The organism is Kosakonia oryzae (genome assembly GCF_001658025.2).
Lineage (GTDB): Bacteria > Pseudomonadota > Gammaproteobacteria > Enterobacterales > Enterobacteriaceae > Kosakonia > Kosakonia oryzae.
In genome coordinates, this window is the sequence record NZ_CP014007.2 from 4514163 (window position 1) to 4536328 (window position 22166).

General features: G+C 57.3%; 17 protein-coding genes and 1 riboswitch. Of the genes, 12 read left to right on the forward strand and 5 right to left on the reverse strand.

From position 1 onward, the window contains the following. The first annotated feature begins 1 nt into the window (after position 1). Positions 2–1399: a 3-isopropylmalate dehydratase large subunit gene (gene leuC / locus AWR26_RS21395; protein WP_064568439.1), complete on the forward strand. Its 1398-nt coding sequence runs from the start codon at positions 2–4 to the stop codon at positions 1397–1399. Positions 1400–1409: 10 nt separating this feature from the next. After that, the gene (gene leuD / locus AWR26_RS21400; RefSeq protein ID WP_064568440.1) at positions 1410–2015 is read left to right on the forward strand and encodes a 3-isopropylmalate dehydratase small subunit; all 606 of its coding nucleotides are present in this window, start codon (positions 1410–1412) and stop codon (positions 2013–2015) included. Positions 2016–2142: 127 nt separating this feature from the next. Here leuD and AWR26_RS21405 read toward each other — a convergent pair whose 3' ends face one another. Together AWR26_RS21405 and sgrT are read right to left on the reverse strand one after the other, a co-directional pair. Beyond that, positions 2143–3318 (reverse strand): sugar efflux transporter, encoded by a 1176-nt coding sequence (locus AWR26_RS21405; RefSeq protein ID WP_064568441.1) that lies wholly within the window; start codon positions 3316–3318, stop codon positions 2143–2145. Between the two features lie 353 nt (positions 3319–3671). Then, on the reverse strand, positions 3672–3824 hold the full coding sequence (sgrT, locus tag AWR26_RS21410) for a glucose uptake inhibitor SgrT (protein WP_007373128.1): 153 nt from the start codon (positions 3822–3824) through the stop codon (positions 3672–3674). 87 nt (positions 3825–3911) lie between these two features. Here sgrT and sgrR point away from each other — a divergent pair, with 87 nt between their 5' ends. From sgrR to thiQ, 4 genes are all read left to right on the forward strand, one after another. Next, complete coding sequence (sgrR, locus tag AWR26_RS21415; protein ID WP_064568442.1) at positions 3912–5567, forward strand: HTH-type transcriptional regulator SgrR; 1656 nt, start codon at positions 3912–3914, stop codon at positions 5565–5567. Between the two features lie 36 nt (positions 5568–5603). Then, positions 5604–5704, forward strand: a riboswitch (TPP riboswitch). A gap of 32 nt (positions 5705–5736) precedes the next feature. Continuing rightward, positions 5737–6720, forward strand: a complete 984-nt coding sequence (gene thiB / locus AWR26_RS21420; RefSeq protein ID WP_064568443.1) for a thiamine ABC transporter substrate binding subunit — start codon at positions 5737–5739, stop codon at positions 6718–6720. Then, on the forward strand, positions 6696–8306 hold the full coding sequence (gene thiP / locus AWR26_RS21425) for a thiamine/thiamine pyrophosphate ABC transporter permease ThiP (RefSeq protein WP_064568444.1): 1611 nt from the start codon (positions 6696–6698) through the stop codon (positions 8304–8306). The genes thiB and thiP overlap by 25 nt, the downstream gene beginning before the upstream one ends. Then, positions 8290–8991 carry a thiamine ABC transporter ATP-binding protein ThiQ gene (gene thiQ, locus AWR26_RS21430; protein WP_064568445.1) on the forward strand — a complete coding sequence of 234 codons (702 nt, stop codon included), beginning with the start codon at positions 8290–8292 and terminating at the stop codon, positions 8989–8991. Before thiP ends, thiQ begins: the two co-directional genes overlap by 17 nt. Here thiQ and AWR26_RS21435 read toward each other — a convergent pair. Next, entirely contained in the window at positions 8985–9755 is a 771-nt protein-coding gene (locus AWR26_RS21435; protein ID WP_064568446.1) for a DedA family protein, read from the reverse strand. The genes thiQ and AWR26_RS21435 overlap by 7 nt on opposite strands. A gap of 127 nt (positions 9756–9882) precedes the next feature. After that, positions 9883–10728 carry an arabinose operon transcriptional regulator AraC gene (araC, locus tag AWR26_RS21440; RefSeq protein ID WP_007373122.1) on the reverse strand — a complete coding sequence of 282 codons (846 nt, stop codon included), beginning with the start codon at positions 10726–10728 and terminating at the stop codon, positions 9883–9885. 338 nt (positions 10729–11066) lie between these two features. Between araC and araB the strand changes: the two genes are divergently transcribed. The 6 genes from araB to rluA all read left to right on the forward strand — a co-directional run bounded on the left by araB (position 11067) and on the right by rluA (position 21235). Further along, a complete protein-coding gene (gene araB, locus AWR26_RS21445; protein WP_064568447.1) occupies positions 11067–12758 on the forward strand; it encodes a ribulokinase in 1692 nt (563 codons plus the stop codon). A gap of 10 nt (positions 12759–12768) precedes the next feature. Further along, complete coding sequence (araA, locus tag AWR26_RS21450; RefSeq protein WP_064568448.1) at positions 12769–14271, forward strand: L-arabinose isomerase; 1503 nt, start codon at positions 12769–12771, stop codon at positions 14269–14271. A gap of 99 nt (positions 14272–14370) precedes the next feature. After that, positions 14371–15066, forward strand: coding sequence for an L-ribulose-5-phosphate 4-epimerase (gene araD, locus AWR26_RS21455; RefSeq protein WP_064568449.1), 696 nt, complete (start codon positions 14371–14373; stop codon positions 15064–15066). A 73-nt stretch (positions 15067–15139) separates the two neighbouring features. After that, positions 15140–17497, forward strand: a complete 2358-nt coding sequence (polB, locus tag AWR26_RS21460; RefSeq protein ID WP_064568450.1) for a DNA polymerase II — start codon at positions 15140–15142, stop codon at positions 17495–17497. A gap of 160 nt (positions 17498–17657) precedes the next feature. After that, positions 17658–20564 carry an RNA polymerase-associated protein RapA gene (rapA, locus tag AWR26_RS21465; RefSeq protein WP_064568451.1) on the forward strand — a complete coding sequence of 969 codons (2907 nt, stop codon included), beginning with the start codon at positions 17658–17660 and terminating at the stop codon, positions 20562–20564. Positions 20565–20575: 11 nt separating this feature from the next. After that, positions 20576–21235 carry a bifunctional tRNA pseudouridine(32) synthase/23S rRNA pseudouridine(746) synthase RluA gene (gene rluA, locus AWR26_RS21470; RefSeq protein WP_043955043.1) on the forward strand — a complete coding sequence of 220 codons (660 nt, stop codon included), beginning with the start codon at positions 20576–20578 and terminating at the stop codon, positions 21233–21235. Positions 21236–21272: 37 nt separating this feature from the next. Here rluA and djlA read toward each other — a convergent pair whose 3' ends face one another. Next, a complete protein-coding gene (gene djlA / locus AWR26_RS21475) occupies positions 21273–22100 on the reverse strand; it encodes a co-chaperone DjlA (protein WP_007373114.1) in 828 nt (275 codons plus the stop codon). Between the last annotated feature and the right edge of the window lie 66 nt (positions 22101–22166).

Here is a 22166-nt window from a genome sequence, read left to right on the forward strand (position 1 = left end):
CATGGCTAAGAGTTTGTACGAAAAATTGTTTGATGCGCACGTTGTGTATGAAGCGCCAAACGAAACCCCATTGTTGTATATCGATCGCCATCTGGTGCATGAAGTGACCTCGCCGCAGGCATTTGACGGCCTGCGCGCGCACAAACGTCCGGTGCGTCAGCCGGGTAAAACCTTCGCTACCATGGATCATAACGTCTCCACGCAGACCAAAGACATTAACGCCTCCGGCGAAATGGCGCGTATCCAGATGCAGGAACTGATCAAAAACTGCAACGAATTCGGCGTTGAGCTGTATGACCTGAATCACCCGTACCAGGGGATTGTCCACGTGATGGGGCCTGAACAAGGCATTACCCTGCCGGGCATGACCATTGTTTGTGGTGACTCGCATACCGCAACCCACGGCGCGTTTGGCGCGCTGGCCTTCGGTATCGGCACGTCGGAAGTTGAGCATGTGCTGGCAACGCAGACCCTGAAACAGGGCCGTGCTAAGACCATGAAGATCGAAGTGAAAGGCACTGCGGCACCGGGCATCACCGCCAAAGATATCGTGTTAGCGATCATCGGCAAAACCGGTAGCGCTGGCGGTACTGGCCACGTGGTGGAATTTTGCGGCGATGCAATTCGCGCGCTGAGCATGGAAGGCCGCATGACGCTGTGCAACATGGCCATCGAGATGGGCGCGAAAGCCGGGCTTGTCGCGCCGGACGAGACCACCTTTAACTACGTGAAAGGCCGTCTGCATGCGCCGAAAGGCAAAGATTTTGATGAAGCCGTTGCTTACTGGAAAACCTTGCACACTGACGAAGGGGCAACTTTCGACACCGTTGTGACCTTGCAGGCAGAAGAGATTGCGCCGCAGGTAACCTGGGGCACCAACCCGGGCCAGGTGATTTCGGTGACCGATATCATCCCCGATCCGGCATCGTTCGCCGATCCGGTTGAGCGCGCCTCTGCGGAAAAAGCGCTGGCTTACATGGGCCTGAAACCGGGCATTCCACTGACCGAAGTGGCGATTGACAAAGTCTTTATCGGCTCCTGCACAAACTCGCGTATCGAAGATTTACGCGCCGCAGCGGAGATCGCGAAAGGCCGCAAAGTCGCGCCGGGCGTACAGGCGCTGGTAGTACCTGGCTCTGGTCCGGTGAAAGCGCAGGCGGAAGCGGAAGGTCTGGATAAGATCTTTATCGAAGCCGGTTTTGAATGGCGTTTACCTGGCTGCTCTATGTGCCTGGCAATGAACAACGACCGCCTGAACCCCGGCGAGCGTTGCGCTTCCACCAGTAACCGTAACTTTGAAGGCCGTCAGGGCCGCGGCGGACGCACGCATCTGGTCAGCCCGGCAATGGCTGCCGCTGCGGCAGTAACCGGTCATTTCGCCGATATTCGTAGCCTGTAAGGAGCTCACCATGGCAGAGAAATTTACCCAACACACCGGCCTGGTTGTTCCGCTGGATGCCGCCAACGTCGATACGGACGCGATTATCCCGAAACAGTTCCTGCAGAAGGTTACGCGTACCGGTTTTGGCGCCCATCTGTTTAATGACTGGCGCTTCCTTGATGATAAAGGTGAGCAGCCGAACCCGGAGTTCGTGCTGAACTTTCCGCAATACAAAGGCGCATCGATTTTACTGGCGCGCGAAAACTTTGGCTGCGGTTCCTCGCGCGAGCATGCGCCATGGGCGCTGACCGATTACGGCTTCAAAGTGGTGATTGCGCCGAGCTTCGCCGATATCTTCTATGGCAACAGCTTTAACAACCAATTGCTGCCAGTGACGCTGAGCGAAGAGGATGTTGATGCGCTGTTCACGCTGGTGCAGAACAACCCGGGCACGACCTTTGAGGTGGATCTGGAAGCGCAGGTGGTAAACGCGGGCGGTAAATCCTACAGCTTTAACATTGATGCCTTCCGCCGCCACTGCATGCTGAACGGTCTGGACAGCATTGGCCTGACGCTTCAGCATGAAGACGCGATTGCCGCGTACGAAGGCAAGCAACCGGCGTTTATGGGCTAACAGCAGCAGAGTGCTTGCCGGATAGCGCTAACGCTTTTCCGGCCTACGATCCTGAATGTGGTTTGTAGGCCGGGTAAGGCGAAGCCGTTATCCGGCATGAGCCGACCAGGTGCCTGGCCAACAAAACTCACACATTCTTCACGCGGCTGGTCAGCAGCAGCGCCGCCACGGAAATCGCCGCAATCCCCACGTACACCGCCCCGTGACTAAAACTCTGCGCCAACGCGCCCTGAATCACCCCGGCAAGAATCACCCCGGTTGAAATACTGTTAGTAAACAGTGTTGTCGCCGAACCGGCACGCCCCGGCATTAAATCCTGAAACCACAGCATGCCGATACCGGCGACGATACCGATGAAGATTGCATTGAACAGTTGCAGCACCAGCAGCGCCGTCTGGCTGTGGAAGAAGATCAGCCCCAGATAAAACACCACGCCTGCAGCAACGGCTGCCAACATCATCCGCCGCTTGCCCAGGCGTTTAACAAAATACCCGGCCAGGATCATCGCCGGGATCTCCAGGCCCGCCGCAGTGCCCATCAGGATCCCGGCGAGTTTATCCGGCAGCCCCAGCTCCTGGCTAATCCACAGAGGCATGTCGATGATGTACATGGTGTTGCAGGTCCACATCAGCGTTGAGGCGATAAACAGCATGCGCACGTTCTTATCGCCCCAGCCGCTCACTTCCGTCACTGCGACAGCGGGTTGCGCCACGCGCGGCACCGAGGGCAGCCAGAAGGCAATCATCACCAGGCTTACCACAAAAAGCCCGGCGGCAATGGTGAACATAGCAGTAAAGCCGTAATTGAGCGCCAGCATAAACGCCAGCGGCGGGCCAATCACCCACGCCAGCGAGAGCTGCGCACGCATCACCGAACTGAACATCACCACTTCCCGCGCGGAGCTGTCGGCATATTCGCGCGCCAGCGCAAAGAGTTGCGGCATCGCGGTATTGGCGAGCGAGGCCAGCAGCACGCCGCAGGTGATAAGCGTCAGATAGTGACGATTGAAGGCAAACAATAGCGCGTTGCCCACCGCCATCAGGCAACAAAAGAGGATCAGCTTGCGACGATCGCCCTGATTATCGGAACGTTTTGCCAGCCACAGGCTGACCAGGATCCCGGCTACCGCGTTGACGGTATAAAACAGCCCGATCCAGAAAGGCTGCGCCCCCACTTCGCGGCTGAGAAACAGGCTCAGCGTCGGCGCCTGCACCGCGCCGGCAACGCCCATCATAAACGCAACGATCATAAAAGCGATGTAAACACCGTTGAGACGACGTCCCATCGTCATTAACCAGAGCATGAACGTTTCCTTTTCAAAAGCAGTAAAAGCCGCTGAAATCATAAACGAAAAAAGCCAGCAAAAAATGTTTTGCTGGCGGGTGCAAGAGGCTGTATCCCACAATATCATTTGACGGCGACGCTGAGCCAAAAAAGCGTAATCAAGGCGGAGGGCGCAGGACATAGCGGGACTATGTTCAAGCCTGACAACGCAGAGTACGCTTTTTTAGCACGCGTCCCGAAGGGCTGGGGCTTTTTTTGCACATTACTGCGTTACTCGCGCCTTGTCCTGTGCAAAAAAAGCCGCCAGCGACGTACAGATGATATTGTGGGATACAGCCTACACAATACTCAGTCACACATGATGGCCGCGATTCAGTCCTTCGAGATCGGCGTTGTCACTTCCCACTGCATCAGTTCTTCCAGCATTTTCAGGCGCTGCCCTGCACTCTGACGGGCGAGCCAGCACACATCCTGCGTGGCGCGAAAATAAGCCAGATAAAACCGTCGTATGGATGATCTCTGCATACCACCTCCTCGCTTTCATCGAAGAGAAGTATTGGCTTAATATAGGGATAAATAAATTGCTGAGTTTTTATCAGGAGTTCCCCTTTTATGTCCTCTGGCCGCCTGCAACAGCAGTTCATCCGTTTGTGGCAATGCTGCGACGGAAAATCCCAGGAAACCACGCTTAATGAGCTGGCCGAACTGCTCAGTTGCTCGCGCCGTCATATGCGCACGCTGCTGAATACCATGCAGGAGCGCGGCTGGCTGACATGGGATGCGGAAGCAGGGCGCGGCAAGCGTTCGCGCCTGACGTTCCTCTATACCGGGCTGGCGCTCCAGCAGCAACGGGCAGAGGATCTGCTGGAGCAGGATCGTATCGATCAGTTGGTTCAACTGGTGGGCGATAAAGAAGCCGTCCGCCAGATGCTGGTTTCCCATCTTGGACGCACCTTTCGCCAGGGGCGACATATCCTGCGCGTGCTCTATTATCGCCCGCTGCGCAACCTGCTACCGGGCACGCCCTTGCGACGCTCCGAAACCCATATGGCGCGGCAAATCTTCAGCGCGTTGACGCGCATAAATGAGGAAAATGGGGAACTGGAAGCGGATATCGCTCATCACTGGAAGGCGATTTCCCCTTTACACTGGCGTTTTTATTTACGCCCTGGCATCCACTTTCATAACGGCCGCGAGCTGGAAATGAGCGATGTGATTGCGTCCCTGCAACGGGCAACCGCCCTGCCGCTCTATTCGCATATCCGCGAGGTCGTCTCTCCAACCCCCTGGACGCTGGATATTCATCTCTGGCAGCCGGATAACTGGCTCCCCTGGTTGATGGGGCATGTGCCCTCCATGATCCTGCCGCAAAAGTGGAACACTCTCCCCCATTTCTCCAGCCAGCCGATTGGCACCGGCCCGTATGCCGTGGTGCGCAATACCAATAACCAATTAAAAATTCATGCCTTTGATGACTATTTCGGCTTCCGTGCCCTGATTGATGAAGTGAATGTCTGGGTGCTGCCGGATCTCAGCGACGATCCAACCTGCGGGCTGACGCTGGAGGGGCCAACCGGCGATGAAAAAGCGGTCGAAAGCCGCCTGGAAGAGGGCTGCTACTATCTGCTGTTTGACGCGCGTTCCAGCCGCGGTGCCAGCCCGGCGGTCAGGGAGTGGGTAAGCCAGATCCTCTCCCCCGCCAGCCTGTTATGGCATGCTGACGAGCGCTACCAACGTTACTGGTTCCCGGCCTACGGCCTGCTGCCGCACTGGCATCATGCCCGTCCCGGCGTCGGCGAGAAGCCTGCCGGGCTGGAATCCCTGACGCTCACCTTCTATCGCGAACACAACGAGCACGAGGCGCTCTCCCGTATCATGAGCGACTTACTGGCAGAACAGGGGGTAAAACTTCATGTACAAAGGGTGGAGTACGCCGAGTGGCACCGGGGTGAAGCGACCAGCGACCTGTGGCTGAACAGCGCTAACTTTACCCTGCCGCTCAACTTCTCGGTCTTTGCCAACCTGTATGAAGTGCCGTTGTTGCAGCACTGTATTCCGATCGACTGGCAGGCCGCCGCTACCGAGTGGCGTGCCGGGAAGATGAACCTCGCCGCCTGGTCTCAGCAGTTACTGGCCAGTAAAGCGATGGTGCCATTAATCCATCACTGGCTAAGGATCCAGGGGCAGCGCAGTATGCGCGGGCTGCGCATGAATACGCTGGGCTGGTTTGACTTTAAATCGGCCTGGTATGCGCCGCCCGATCCATAACGCTTTCGCATTTTTTACCAAATCATTACAATAGCGGCGTTCTCAACGGGGTGCTGCGCCAACGGCGTGTGCTGAGAAAATACCCGTCGAACCTGATCCGGATAACGCCGGCGAAGGGATTTGAGGCTGCCTCTCAAAATCCTTTGCCACCCATTTTTTGAGGTGCAAAGTGTTAAAAAAATCATTGCCATTACTGCTGTTGATTGCCGCTCCCGTTTTTGCCAAACCTGTACTCACTGTCTACACCTACGACTCCTTCTCCGCGGACTGGGGCCCCGGCCCGGCAGTGAAGAAAGCCTTTGAAAGCGACTGCAACTGCGAGCTGAAATTTGTGGCGCTGGAAGATGGCGTCTCGCTGCTCAACCGTCTGCGTATGGAAGGCAAAAACAGCAAAGCGGATGTGGTGCTTGGGCTGGATAACAATCTGCTGGAAGCGGCAACGCAAACCAAACTGTTCGCCAAAAGCGGCGTAGCGACGGATGCCGTCAACGTGCCTGGCGGCTGGAAAAACGACACCTTTGTGCCGTTCGACTACGGCTGGTTCGCCTTCGTTTACGATAAAAACAAACTGAAAAACCCGCCGAAAAGCCTGAAAGAACTGGTGGAAAGCGATCAGAAATGGCGCGTGATCTACGAAGATCCCCGCACCAGTACGCCGGGCCTTGGTCTGCTGTTGTGGATGCAAAAAGTGTACGGCGACAAAGCCCCGGACGCCTGGCACAAGCTGGCAGCCAAAACGGTGACTGTCACCAAAGGCTGGAGCGAAGCCTACGGCTTGTTCCTGAAAGGGGAAAGCGATCTGGTGCTGAGTTACACCACCTCGCCAGCCTACCATCTGATAGAAGAGAAAAAAGACAACTACGCAGCGGCGAATTTCAGCGAAGGGCATTATTTGCAGGTCGAAGTTGCCGCCCGCACTGCCGCCAGCAAACAGCCGGAACTGGCGGAGAAATTTTTGAAATTTATGGTTTCTCCGGCATTCCAGAACACCATCGCCACCGGCAACTGGATGTACCCGGTCAGCAACGTACCGCTACCGGCAGGGTTTGATACGCTGCAAAAACCGCAACCCTCGCTTGAATTCACGCCGCAAGAAGTCGCTGCTCAACGCGCACCATGGATTAATGCATGGCAACGCGCCGTCAGCCGCTGATTGCCGGCTGGCTGCTTCCCGGCCTCACCGCCGCCGCGCTAATGGTGGCGGTGGCGGTGGCAGCTTTTCTGGCGCTGTGGCAAAACGCACCGCTAACCGATCTGTCGGCCTTCTGGCACGACAGCTATCTGTGGCATGTGGTGCGTTTCTCCTTCTGGCAGGCTTTTCTCTCTGCCCTGCTCTCCGTTTTCCCGGCGATTTTCCTCGCTCGCGCCCTGTACCGACGGCGTTTTCCTGGCCGCCTTGCGCTGCTGCGCCTGTGCGCCATGACGCTGATTCTGCCAGTGCTGGTGGCAGTATTCGGCATTCTCAGCGTGTATGGCCGCCAGGGCTGGCTGGCCTCGCTGTGGCATATTTTCGGGCTGGAGTGGCATTTCTCACCCTATGGCCTGCAAGGCATCTTGCTGGCGCATGTGTTTTTTAACCTGCCGATGGCCGCGCGGTTGCTGCTGCAAGCGCTGGAGCAGATCCCCGGCGAGCAGCGCCAGCTTGCCGCGCAGTTAGGCATGCGCGGCTGGGCCTTTTTCCGCTTGGTTGAATGGCCGTGGCTGCGCCGCCAGATTCCGCCAACCGCAGCGCTGATCTTTATGCTCTGTTTCGCCAGCTTCGCCACGGTGCTGTCGCTGGGCGGCGGACCGCAGGCCACCACCATTGAGCTGGCGATCTATCAGGCGCTGAGTTTCGATTTTGATCCGGCCCGCGCTGCGCTGCTGGCGCTGATGCAGATGATCTGCTGCCTCGGTCTGGTACTGTTAAGCCAGCGCATGAGTAAAGCCATTGCCGTCGGCAGCCACCAGATCCAGGGCTGGCGCAATCCGGAAGATCGCTTATTCAGCCGAATATCTGATGTCGCCCTGATTGTGCTGGCACTGCTGTTACTGCTGCCACCGCTGCTGGCGGTGATCGTTGATGGCCTCAATTTGAGTCTGCTGAAAGTGCTGAGCGAACCGGTTCTCTGGCAGGCAACAGCCACATCGCTACGCATCGCGCTGGCCGCCGGGTTGCTGTGTGTCGTGTTGACGATGATGCTGCTGTGGAGCAGCCGCGAGCTGCGCGCCCGCCAGCAGATAATGGCTGGCCAGGCGCTGGAGCTGAGCGGTATGTTGATCCTTGCGATGCCGGGGATTGTGCTGGCAACCGGCTTCTTCCTGCTGCTCAATAACAGTATCGGGTTGCCCGCTTCCGCCGACGGCATCGTGATTTTCACCAATGCGCTGATGGCCATCCCTTACGCATTAAAAGTGCTGGAAAACCCGATGCGCGACATAACCGCCCGTTACAGCATGCTGTGCCAGTCGCTCGGAATGCAGGGCTTCCGTCGGCTGCGGGTGGTGGAGCTGCGCGCGCTGCAACGCCCGCTGACGCAGGCACTGGCATTCGCCTGCGTATTGTCGATTGGCGATTTCGGTGTGGTGGCGCTGTTTGGTAATGACGACTTCCGCACGCTACCGTTTTACCTTTATCAGCAAATTGGTTCCTATCGCAGCCAGGACGGTGCGGTAACGGCACTGATCCTGCTGCTGCTCTGCTTTATCTTATTCACTGTGATTGAAAAACTTCCGGGTCGCCATGCTAAGACTGATTGATGTCACCTGGCTTTATCAGCATCTGCCGATGCGTTTCACCCTGACGGTGCAAGCGGGCGAGCAGATAGCCATTCTCGGGCCGAGCGGCGCGGGGAAAAGCACCTTGCTGAATCTGATTGCCGGTTTTCTTACCCCGGCAAGCGGCACAATAACCATTGCAGGCAACGATCATACCTACACGCCGCCGTCGCAGCGTCCGGTATCCATGCTGTTTCAGGAGAACAATCTGTTCACGCATCTGACGGTGCGGCAGAACATTGGGCTGGGGCTTAATCCGGGACTGAAGTTAAACAGCGAACAGCAGCAAACGCTGCGCCAGATCGCCGAAACGATGGGGCTGGAAGAATTACTGGATCGCCTGCCGGAACAGTTGTCCGGCGGCCAGCGCCAGCGTGTCGCCCTCGCCCGCTGCCTGGTGCGCGAGCAGCCGGTGCTACTGCTGGATGAGCCGTTTTCCGCGCTCGACCCGGCACTGCGCCAGGAAATGTTGTCGCTGGTGCAGGAGGTGTGCCGCCGCCAGCAACTGACATTGTTGATGGTTTCGCACAGCGTTGAGGATGCGGCGCGCATCGCTGAACGCTCGCTGGTGGTTGCCGATGGACGCATTGCCTGGGATGGGAAAACGGATGACCTGCTGAGCGGCAGATCATCGGCCTCCGGGCTACTGGGTATTCGCGGTCAGTGACCGCGGATCACTTTCCCCAGAATCGAGAGATACACTGGCATCAACGGGTGATTAATCAGCGCCACCGCAGCCGCCGCACCAGCTACCAGCATTCCCGGTGCCAGCAACAGCAAACGCGGACGCGTCAGGTAACGGGTTAACTTATCCACGCCCGCCTTGCCGGAACGCCACAGACGCCAGCACAGCCAGCCCGCCAGCCACAGCAACACGGCGGTCAGCAGCAGCAGCCATTTGAAGCTGCCGCTTTGCATATCGGCAGGAATATCAATCGCCGCGCCGGCCAGAATACCGGGCAGGAAATAGAACGGCGGCCAGAACAGGCAGCCAATAATGTTCGGCGGCAGGAATTTGCGTACCGGCAGATCGAGCATACCTGCGACCATCGGCACCAGCGGACGGGTTGGCCCGACAAAGCGCCCAACCAGAATGGTAAACATGCTGTGTTGATGCAGCGCGTGTTCAGTTTTATCCAGCAGCGCTTTGTTCTTTTTCATAAAGGACCAGCGGTGCAGCGGCGCTTTAAAGCGCCAGCCCAGCCAGAATGAGATCCAGTCACCCAGCAAGCAACCGATAATGCCCGCCAGCCACGCCTGCCAGAAATTGACTTCGCCGCTGCCAATCAGCGCGCCCAGCCCGGCCATCATCACCGTACCGGGCAGAATCAACCCGACCAGCGCCAGCGATTCAAAAAATGCCACCAGCGCAATGGCCGTCAGCGAGTATATTGCCGATTGCGTAATAAAATGATCCAGCAGTGCTTCCATAACCCGTCCTGTTCAGAATGAAGGCTGGATTCTCCGGAGCGACTCCGTGAGCGTCAACCTTTCAATTATCTGAAAGTTTTACAGGTTATGTCGTAATGCCGAACCCTTTATTGCCAAACTTTACGTTTTATTCGCACCCTGCGCGGAATTCGCTGGGGCTGGCGCCGGTGCATTTTTTAAATACCCGGGAAAAATAGAGCTGATCGTCAAAGCCAACATTGCGCCCAACGCTGGCTATCGGCATTCGCGTGGTGCTAAGCAGCAATTTTGCCTGACTGATGCGCTGATCCTCGCGCCAGCTCAGCACACTCACGCCCAGTTGCTGACGAAAAAGGTGCGACAGCCGCGACGGTGACAGACAGACATGTTGCGCTACGCTGGCGATATCAAAATGGTTGTCTGCCAGGTGATCGCTGATGTACTGGCAAGCGTCGCGCACGCGGTTATCCAGCGGTGGATGCAACGATTCGTTGATCGCCTCCATGCGCCGCAGCAATAACTGCTCCAGCAGGTTGATTGCCAGCAGTTCAGCGTAACGCCCGCCACTTTGCCCGGCATCGATAATTTGCGCAAAAAGATCGCGAAAACATTGCATATTGCCGTCATCAGGACGGTAAAATCCCGTCTGGGAAAACAATGTCGGCCAGTTAAGCCACTCGTGCCAGTAGGCACGCGGGCGGAAGTAAACCCACTGGTGATACCACTCCGACGCATCGGGATGACGACCGTAGTGGTGAATTTCCCCCGGGGGAAACAGCAAAATATCGCCAGGACGGCAGATAAACTGCTTACCGCCGTTTTTTACCACCCCTTCTCCCTTCACCGTCAGGTTGAGGATATAGCCCTTCATCCCCAGCGGACGATCGATGAAAAAGTCGAGATAGCCTTCCGAATCAATCGGTGTTAACCCCGCAACCAGATGCGCGTTAAACGAGTACCCAGGCAACAGTGGATCGTTTTGTGATTCAGCCATAAACGCAATACTCCCATACCCGACAAGGAAACCAATTGTCCATATTGATAAACCCCTCATTCTGCGGCGGCCCGCCGCCCTGAGGCGTTGCACACGGGTACGGATCAATCCCGCCAGACAAAAGCAATTACGCCTCTTTTTCGCCCTGAAATGGGCTGAAAAGGGATAACGAAAGTGTCTATAAAGGTGGCAGATATGTCCACATCGAATTTTTGCACGGCGTCACACTTTGCATTGCCATAGCATTTTTATCCATAAGATTAGCGAATCCTGCCTGACGGTTTTAAGCGCCGCTCACTATGGTTTTCCTAACGGTTATTCTTCTTGGAGCAACACACATGGCAATCACAATTGGCCTCGATTTCGGCAGCGATTCAGTACGTGCGCTGGCGGTAGACTGCACATCCGGGGCGGAGATCGCCACCAGCGTTGAGTGGTATCCGCGTTGGCAGGAGGGGCGTTATTGCGATGCGCCGAACAATCAGTTTCGCCACCATCCGCGCGACTACATCGAGTCGATGGAAGCCGCGCTGAAAAGCGTGCTGGCTGAACTCAGCGCCGAACAGCGCGCATCGATTAAAGGCATCGGCGTGGACAGCACCGGCTCAACGCCAGCGCCGATAGACGCGGAAGGGCGCGTGCTGGCGTTACGCCCGGAGTTCGCCGACAACCCGAACGCCATGTTTGTGCTGTGGAAAGATCACACCGCCGTCGAAGAGGCAGAAGCCATCACCCGCTTGTGCCATAGCGCCGGTAAAACTGACTACTCACGCTACATTGGCGGCATTTATTCCAGCGAATGGTTCTGGGCCAAAATCCTGCATGTCACCCGCGCCGACAGCGCCGTTGCTCAGGCGGCCGTTTCCTGGATTGAACTGTGCGACTGGGTGCCAGCCCTGCTCTCCGGCACGACGCGCCCGCAGGCGATTCGTCGCGGACGTTGCAGCGCCGGGCACAAATCGCTGTGGCATGAAAGCTGGGGCGGCCTGCCGCCGGCAGCCTTCTTTGACGAGCTGGATCCGATTATCAATAAACACCTGCGCTGGCCACTGTTTACCGACACGTACACCGCAGACCTGCCGGTCGGCACGCTGACCGCCGAATGGGCGCAGCGGCTGGGGCTTTCCGAATCGGTGGTGATTTCCGGTGGCGCATTCGACTGCCATATGGGTGCCGTCGGCGCGGGCGCACAGCCCAACACGCTGGTGAAAGTGATTGGCACCTCGACCTGCGACATCCTGATTGCCGATAAACAGAGCGTCGGTACTCGCGCGGTGAAAGGGATTTGCGGTCAGGTGGATGGCAGCGTCGTGCCCGATTTTATCGGCCTTGAAGCCGGGCAATCCGCCTTTGGCGATATCTATGCCTGGTTTGGTCGCGTCCTCGGCTGGCCGCTGGAACAACTGGCGCAGCAGCATCCGGAGCTGAAAGCACAAATCAAAGCGCAGCAGAAACAGTTGCTGCCCGCCCTGACTGATGCCTGGGTGAAAAACCCGTCGCTCGAGCATCTGCCCGTGGTGCTTGACTGGTTTAACGGCCGCCGCACACCCAACGCCAACCAGCGTCTGAAAGGGGTGATCACCGATCTCAATCTGGCGACCGATGCGCCCGCGCTGTTCGGTGGCCTGATCGCCGCGACCGCCTTTGGCGCGCGCGCCATTATGGAGTGCTTCACCGAGCAAGGTATCGCCGTGGATAACGTGATGGCGCTCGGCGGTATTGCCCGCAAAAACCTCGGCGTGATGCAGGCCTGCTGCGACGTACTTAACCGCCCATTGCAGGTCGTGGCCTCTGAACAGTGCTGCGCACTGGGTGCCGCGATTTTCGCCGCTGTAGCGGCAGAAGTGCATGCGGATATCCCGGCAGCACAGCGCTCGATGGCCAGCGCCATCGAGAAAACCCTACAGCCTTCGGCGCAGGCGCCACAGTTTGAACGGCTCTACCGCCGCTACCAACAGTGGGCGAAAAGCGCCGAACAGCACTATCTCCCTTCCGCCGCGACAACCTCGCAGGCCGCGTTAACTCATTAAGGACAAGATCATGACTATTTTCGACAATTATGAAGTATGGTTCGTTATTGGCAGCCAGCACCTGTACGGCCCGGAAGCCCTGAAACAGGTGACAAAGCATGCCGAGCAGGTGGTCAACGCCCTTAATGCAGAAGCGAAACTGCCCTGTAAGCTGGTGCTGAAGCCGCTGGGAACCTCGCCGGATGAGATCACCGCAATCTGCCGCGACGCCAACTACGATGACAAATGCGCCGGGATGGTGGTGTGGCTGCACACCTTCTCTCCGGCCAAAATGTGGATTAACGGCCTGACCATCCTCAATAAACCACTGCTGCAATTCCACACCCAGTTCAACGCGTCCCTGCCGTGGGACAGCATCGATATGGACTTTATGAACCTGAACCAGACCGCGCACGGCGGCCGCGAGTTCGGCTTTATCGGCGCGCGCATGCGTCTGCAACACAGCGTGGTCACCGGCCACTGGCAGGATCGCCATGCCCATGTACGCATTGGCGCGTGGATGCGTCAGGCGGTTTCCAAACAGGATACCCGCCATCTGAAAGTGGTGCGCTTTGGCGACAACATGCGTGAAGTGGCAGTGACGGACGGCGATAAAGTCGCCGCACAGATCAAGTTTGGCTTCTCGGTGAATACCTGGGGCGTTGGCGATCTGGTGCAGGTAGTGAACGCGGTTAGCGATGGGGACGTCAACGCGCTGGTGGATGAGTACGAAAGCAGCTACCGCCTGACACCTGCGGCGCAGGTTCACGGCGACAAACGCCAGAACGTGCTGGATGCCGCGCGCATCGAACTGGGGTTGAAACGCTTCCTTGAGGAGGGCGGTTTCCATGCCTTTACTACCACCTTCGAAGATCTGCACGGCCTGAAACAACTGCCAGGTCTGGCGGTGCAGCGTCTGATGCAGCAAGGCTATGGCTTTGCCGGCGAAGGCGACTGGAAGACCGCCGCGCTGCTGCGCATCATGAAAGTGATGTCCGGTGGTTTAAGCGGCGGCACCTCCTTTATGGAGGATTACACCTACCACTTTGAGAAAGGCAATGACCTGGTGCTGGGTTCTCACATGCTGGAAGTGTGCCCGTCTATCGCCCTCGATGAGAAACCGACGCTGGATGTGCAGTACCTGGGTATTGGCGGTAAAGCCGATCCGGCACGTCTGATCTTCTCGACCAAAACAGGACCGGCGATCAATGCCAGCCTGATCGATCTGGGCGATCGCTTCCGCCTGCTGGTGAACTGCATCGATGCAGTCAAAACCCCGCACGATCTGCCGAAGCTGCCGGTGGCGAACGCGCTGTGGAAAGCGCAGCCGGATCTGCCAACCGCTTCCGAAGCCTGGATCCTTGCGGGCGGCGCACACCACACCGTCTTTAGCCACGCTCTGACGCTGGATGATATGCGCCAGTTCAGCGAGCTGCATGACATCGAACTGACGGTCATCGACAACGATACCCGCCTGCCGGCATTTAAAGATGCGCTGCGCTGGAACGAAGTCTATTACGGTTCAAAACGCTAACGCCAGATATCCGCGCCCGGTGGCACTTCGGTTACCGGGCCTGCGGGTTTCCCTGGCCGGGTAAACGCTAGTGCCATCCGGCAATAGCAGGAGAACGAAATGCTCGAAGATCTTAAACGTCAGGTGCTGGAAGCCAACCTCGCGCTGCCGAAACACAATCTGGTGACGCTGACCTGGGGTAATGTCAGCGCGGTTGATCGCGCGCGCGGCGTGCTGGTGATCAAACCGTCTGGCGTCGATTACAGCGTGATGACCGCTGACGATATGGTGGTCGTCAATATCACGACCGGAGAAGTGGTGGAAGGCAACAAAAAACCGTCGTCGGATACCCCAACGCACCGCCTGTTATACCAGGCTTTTCCTGGCATTGGCGGCATCGTGCATACCCATTCCCGCCATGCCACCATCTGGGCGCAGGCCGGCCAGCCGATTCCGGCAACCGGCACCACGCACGCGGACTATTTTTACGGCGAGATCCCCTGCACCCGTAAGATGACCGATGAGGAAATCAACGGGGAATACGAGTGGGAAACCGGCAATGTGATTGTCGAAACCTTTGAAAAGCAGGGTATTGATCCCGCCCAAATGCCCGGCGTACTGGTGCATTCTCACGGGCCTTTCGCCTGGGGGAAAAACGCCGATGACGCGGTGCATAACGCGATTGTGCTGGAAGAAGTGGCGTATATGGGCATCTTTTGTCGCCAGCTCGACCCGCGCCTGCCCGCCATGCAGCAAACGCTGCTGGATAAACACTACCTGCGCAAACACGGCGCCAAAGCCTACTACGGCCAATAACTGTATAAAACCACAGCATAACTGCATAAACCAGGCTATAATCTCGCCTGGTTTTATTTTATGAGAGAACGCTGTGGCGCAGGCGCGAGAAGGCTTTTTATTAACCCGGCACTGGCGGGATACTCCTGGCGGAACCGAGGTGGAATTCTGGCTGGCGACGGATAACGGCCCGCTGCGCATCGTGCTGCCGCCACAGGAGTCAGTGGCCTTTATCCCCGCCGCGCAGGTGGAAATGGCCCGCCGCCTGTTAAGCAATGAAAAACAGTGGCGGCTCACGCCGCTCGAACTGCGCGATTTCCACCGCCAGCCTGTGTTCGGCCTCTATTGCCGCGCTCATCGCCAACTGATGCGCCTGGAAAAGCTGCTGCGCGAAGGCGGCGTAACGCTCTACGAAGCCGATGTTCGTCCGCCGGAGCGCTTTCTGATGGAGCGCTTTATCACCGCGCCAGTATGGGTAGATGGCGAACCGCAGGGCGACGCGCTGATCAATGCGCGCCTCAAACCTAATCCCCACTATCGCCCGCCGCTGAAATGGGTGTCGCTGGATATCGAAACCAGCCGCCACGGCGAGCTTTACTGCATCGGGCTGGAAGGCTGCGGACAGCGTACGGTTTATATGCTGGGGCCGGAAAACGGCAGCGCGCAGGGGCTGGATTTCGATCTGGTATATGTTTCCAGCCGCCCGCAACTGCTGGAAAAACTCAACGCCTGGTTCGCCGCGCACGATCCGGATGTCATCATCGGCTGGAACGTGGTGCAATTCGATCTGCGCGTATTGCAAAAAAGCGCCGAGCGTTACCGCGTGCCGCTTATCCTTGGACGGCACGGCAGCGAGCTGGAGTGGCGCGAGCACGGTTTTAAAAATGGCGTCTTCTTCGCGCAGGCCACCGGTCGGTTGATTATCGACGGCATCGAAGCGCTGAAGTCCGCGTTCTGGAATTTCTCCTCTTTTTCGCTGGAAGCGGTATCACAGGAGCTGCTCGGCGAAGGCAAAGCCATCGACAATCCGTGGGATCGCATGGACGAGATCGACCGCCGGTTTGCCGAAAATAAACCGGCGCTCGCCACCTATAACCTGAAGGATTGCGAGCTGGTAACGCGCATCTTCCATAAAACGGAGATTATGCCGTTTCTGCTGGAGCGGGCCACGGTCAACGGATTACCGGTAGACCGACATGGCGGTTCGGTCGCTGCTTTCAGCCATCTCTATTTTCCGCGCATGCACCGCGCAGGTTTCGTGGCGCCGAATCTCGGTGATGTGCCGCCGCAGGCAAGCCCTGGCGGCTACGTAATGGATTCCCGTCCGGGGCTTTACGATTCGGTGCTGGTGCTGGATTACAAAAGTCTGTATCCCTCGATTATCCGTACCTTTCTCATCGATCCGGTTGGTCTGGTGGAAGGCATGGCGCAGCCGGAGCCCGCATACAGCACCGAAGGCTTTCTTGGCGCGTGGTTTTCCCGCGAAAAACACTGTCTGCCGGAAATTGTCGGCCAAATCTGGCACGGGCGCGATGATGCCAAACGACAGGGTAATAAACCGCTGTCGCAGGCATTAAAGATCATTATGAACGCCTTTTACGGCGTGCTCGGCACCAGCGCGTGCCGCTTTTTCGATCCCCGCCTGGCGTCATCGATCACCATGCGCGGCCATCAGATCATGCGCCAGACCAAAGCGCTGATTGAAGAACAGGGCTTTGATGTTATTTACGGCGATACCGATTCGACCTTCGTCTGGCTGAAGAAGGCGCACAGCGAAGAAGAAGCGGCGCGCATCGGTAAATCACTGGTGGAACACGTCAACGCCTGGTGGGCGGCGCATTTGCAAAATGAGAGGCTGGAGAGTGCGCTGGAGCTGGAGTTTGAAACCCACTTTTGCCGTTTTCTGATGCCGACCATTCGCGGCACCGATCAGGGCAGTAAAAAACGCTACGCCGGGCTGATTCAGGAAGGCGACAACCAGCGCATGGTGTTTAAGGGGCTGGAAACGGTGCGCACCGACTGGACACCGCTGGCGCAGCAGTTTCAGCAAACGCTCTATCTGCGTGTATTTCGTAACGAACCGTATCAGGATTACGTCCGGGAGACGATCGCCAGCCTGATGGCGGGTGAACTGGATGAGCAACTGGTCTACCGTAAGCGTCTGCGCCGAGCGCTGGGCGAATATGAACGCAATGTGCCGCCGCATGTACGCGCGGCCCGGCTGGCCGATGAAGAGAACTTCAAACGCGGCCGCCCGGCGCAATATCAGAATCGCGGCACCATTAAATACGTCTGGACCACCAGCGGCCCTGAGCCGGTGGATTATCAGCGCTCGCCGCTCGATTACGATCACTATCTCAGTAAACAGTTACAGCCGGTCGCCGACGGAATTCTCCCTTTCATTGACGACGATTTTGCTACACTTCTTACGGGGCAACTGGGGCTGTTTTGATGGCGCATTTGCATTAAAGCTGCGCTTTTCAGGCTATACGAATGTGACATCATCCAGTACCATAGCGCCCTTCCTTTTTCTGGTCCCAATTTTGTTCGCCCCCGCCTCCCATCAGGCGGCGACGAACTATTGCCTGCAATTTGAGATATAGAGTTCATTTATGCCCTTTACACTTGGTCAACGCTGGATTAGCGACACGGAAAGCGAACTCGGACTTGGTACAGTCGTTGCCATCGATGCACGCACGGTTACACTCCTTTTCCCCGCCACCGGAGAAAATCGCCTGTATGCCCGTAGCGATTCCCCGGTTACCCGCGTCATGTTCAACCCCGGTGATACAGTTACCAGCCATGAAGGCTGGCAGTTAACGATTGAAGACGTAAAAGAAGAAAACGGACTGCTTGCCTACACCGGAACGCGTCTGGATACCCAGGAAAAAGACGTCATCCTGCGCGAAGTGCTGCTCGACAGCAAACTGGTATTCAGCAAACCACAGGATCGCCTGTTTGCCGGGCAGATCGACCGCATGGACCGTTTTGCGCTGCGTTTTCGCGCCCGTAACTATCAAAGCGCGCAATACCGTATGCCGTGGAGCGGCCTGCGTGGCCAGCGCACGAATCTGATCCCTCATCAATTGCACATCGCTCACGATGTGGGTCGCCGCTATGCGCCGCGCGTGCTGCTGGCGGATGAAGTCGGCCTCGGAAAAACCATTGAAGCCGGGATGATCCTGCATCAACAACTGCTCTCTGGCGCAGCGGAACGTGTGCTGATTGTGGTGCCGGAAACCCTGCAACACCAGTGGCTGGTGGAGATGCTGCGTCGCTTCAATCTGCGCTTCGCCCTGTTCGACGATGAACGCTATGCCGAAGCGCAACACGATGCAGACAACCCGTTTGAGACCGAACAACTGGTGATCTGCTCCCTCGATTTTGTCCGCCGCAACAAGCAGCGCCTTGAGCATCTTTGCGATGCCGAGTGGGATCTGCTGGTGGTGGACGAAGCGCATCACCTGGTGTGGAGCGAAAACGAAGCCAGCCGCGAATATCTCGCCATCGAGCAACTGGCCGAGCGCGTACCGGGCATTTTGCTGCTGACCGCCACGCCGGAACAACTGGGCATGGAGAGCCACTTTGCCCGTCTGCGCCTGCTTGATCCAAACCGTTTCCATGACTTCGCCCAGTTTGTCGAAGAGCAGAAAAACTATCGTCCGGTCGCTGATGCAGTGGCGCTACTGCTGGCAGGTGAACGGCTTAGCAATGACGATCTGAATACGCTGAGCGATCTGGTGGGCGAACAGGATATCGAACCGCTGCTGCAAACCGCCAACAGCGACCGCGACGGTGCGGCTGATGCGCGCCAGGAGCTGATCACCATGTTGATGGACAGACACGGCACCAGCCGCGTGCTGTTCCGTAACACCCGCAACGGCGTGAAAGGCTTCCCGAAACGCGAACTGCATACGGTTAAATTGCCGCTGCCGACCCAGTATCAAACCGCCATTAAAGTTTCCGGCATTATGGGCGCACGCAAGAGTCAGGAAGAACGCGCCCGCGACATGCTCTATCCGGAACAGATTTATCAGGAATTCGAAGGCGATAGCGGCACCTGGTGGAACTTCGACCCTCGCGTAGAGTGGTTGATGGGCTACCTGACCAGCCACCGTTCCCAGAAAGTGCTGGTGATCTGCGCCAAAGCGGCGACCGCGCTGCAACTGGAGCAGGTTCTGCGTGAACGCGAAGGCATTCGCGCGGCCGTGTTCCATGAAGGCATGTCGATTATCGAACGCGACCGTGCAGCCGCGTGGTTTGGCGAAGAAGACAGCGGCGCGCAGGTACTGCTGTGCTCAGAGATCGGCTCTGAAGGCCGTAACTTCCAATTCGCCAGCCAGCTGGTGATGTTCGATCTGCCGTTTAATCCGGATCTGCTGGAGCAGCGTATCGGTCGTCTGGATCGTATCGGCCAGGCGCATGATATTCAGATCCATGTGCCGTATCTGGAGAAAACCGCGCAGTCCGTACTGGTTCGCTGGTATCACGAAGGGCTGGATGCCTTTGAACATACCTGTCCGACCGGCCGCACGATTTACGACAGCGTCCACGGCGAGCTGATTAACTATCTGGCCGCACCGGAAAACACCGACGGGTTTGAAGAGCTGATCAAATCCTGCCGCGAGCAGCATGACGCGCTGAAAGCGCAGCTCGAACAAGGGCGTGACCGTTTACTGGAGATCCACTCTAACGGTGGCGAAAAAGCGCAAGCCCTGGCTGAAAGCATTGCAGAGCAGGATGATGACACTGCGCTTATCACCTTCGCCATGAACCTGTTTGATATCGTGGGGATTAACCAGGACGATCGCGGCGAAAATATGATCGTTCTGACGCCGTCCGATCATATGCTGGTGCCGGATTTCCCGGGCCTGCCGGAAGATGGCTGCACGATTACTTTTGATCGCGATGTCGCGCTCTCCCGTGAGGATGCGCAGTTCATCACCTGGGAACATCCGCTGATCCGCAACGGCCTGGATCTGATCCTCTCCGGCGACACCGGCAGCAGCACCATTTCGCTGCTGAAAAACAAAGCGCTGCCGGTTGGTACGCTGTTGCTGGAGCTGATCTACGTTGTGGAAGCACAGGCGCCGAAACAGTTGCAGCTCAACCGCTTCCTGCCGCCGACGCCGATCCGCCTTCTGGTGGATAAAAACGGCACCAACCTGGCTGGACAGGTGGAGTTTGAGAGTTTCAACCGTCAGCTCAGCGCCGTGAACCGCCATACCGGCAGTAAGCTGGTGAATGCGGTGCATCAGGATGTACACAACATTCTGCAAAAAGGTGAAATGCAGGTTGAGAGCGCAGCGCGCACGCTGATTGATGCCGCTCGCAGCGAAGCGGACGAGAAACTCTCTGCTGAACTGTCGCGTCTGGAAGCGCTGCGTGCGGTGAACCCTAACATTCGTGACGATGAACTGGCCGCTATTGAAAGTAATCGCCAGCAAGTGCTGGAAAGCCTGGATCAGGCGAGCTGGCGGCTGGACGCGCTGCGACTGATCGTTGTGACGCATCAATAACGGAGCTGTTTATGGTGATGGAGCCCTACAATCCGCCGCAGGATCCCTGGCTGGTTATTCTCTATCAGGATGAGCACATTATGGTCGTCAACAAGCCCAGCGGCTTGTTGTCGGTACCGGGTCGTCTTGATGAGCACAAAGACAGTGTGATGACGCGTATTCAGCGCGACTTTCCGCAGGCTGAATCCGTGCATCGCCTGGATATGGCCACCAGCGGCGTGATTGTGGTGGCGCTTACCAAAAATGCCGAACGTGAGCTCAAGCGCCAGTTCCGCGAGCGCGAGCCGAAAAAGCAGTATCTGGCGCGCATCTGGGGCCACCCGGAGAAAGCGGAAGGGCTGGTGGATTTACCGCTGATTTGCGACTGGCCGAATCGCCCGAAGCAGAAAGTGTGTTACGAAACCGGCAAAGCGGCGCAGACCGAGTATGAAGTGTTATCGCTGGATGATGATGGTAACGCCCGCGTGCGGCTGAAGCCGATTACGGGTCGCTCGCATCAACTGCGTGTGCATATGCTGGCTATTGGCCATCCGATTCTCGGCGACCGCTTTTATGCGCCGCCGCAAGCGCTGGCGCTGGCGCCACGTTTACTGCTGCATGCCGAAACACTGACGATTACCCATCCGCAATTCGGCAATAGCATGACGTTCAAAGCACCGGTAGATTTTTAATACTCTCCCCCGACCGCGCGCCGGGGGAGTATTACGCTTAGCGAAAACCCTTCTGCTCGCGAATCAGCTCGTAAGCTTTCTGAATTTCCTGCGCTTTTTGTTTCGCCATCTCCATCATCTCCGGCGGCAAACCTTTTGCCACCAGTTTGTCCGGATGGTGTTCGCCCATCAATTTACGGTAAGCGCGCTTGATGGTTGTCGCATCGTCTGTCGGTTTCACGCCCAGCACATTACAGGCATCTTCCAGCGTCGGACCACGCTGCGCCTGCTGCCAGCCGCCGCCGTTACCGCCTGCCTGTTGCTGATAATGGTAACCGCCGCCAAACTGCGCGCCGCCCTGCATCATGCGCAGGAATTGATCGAATTGCAGGCGCGAGATGCCCAGCTCCTCAGCAATCACATACAACACTTCGCGTTCGCTGGGGTGCAGGGAGCCATCGGCAAAGGCGGCCTGGATTTGAATTTCCAGAAACATCCGAATCAAATCGAAGCGGCCAAAACAGACGCTGCGGAACTGACGCATTTTGTCGCGAAGCGGGTAATTATCCGCTTTACCGTCGCGAAACGCGCGTTGTGCCGCCATACGCGATTCGCCATGCAGATTCATGCGATCCATAAAAAGGCTGGCGACCTGGATGTCAGCTTCGGTGACGCGGCCTTTCGATTTGGTCAGATGCCCCATCACCTCAAAGGTGGTGGCGAAGAAGAGCGACTGACGTTCACGCTGGTTAGCAAACCAGGCCATTTTACGGCTGCGCGCCTTATCAAACATATGACCGATAATCAGCCCCAGAACCGCGCCCCAAAAGCCGCCGCCCATGAAAAGAGCGATGACCACACCAACCACTTTTCCCCAATACTGCATATACTCCCCAAATCGTCATGCCGTCGGCTAAAATTTGCTTTATCATACCCGTCATTCTATGCCATG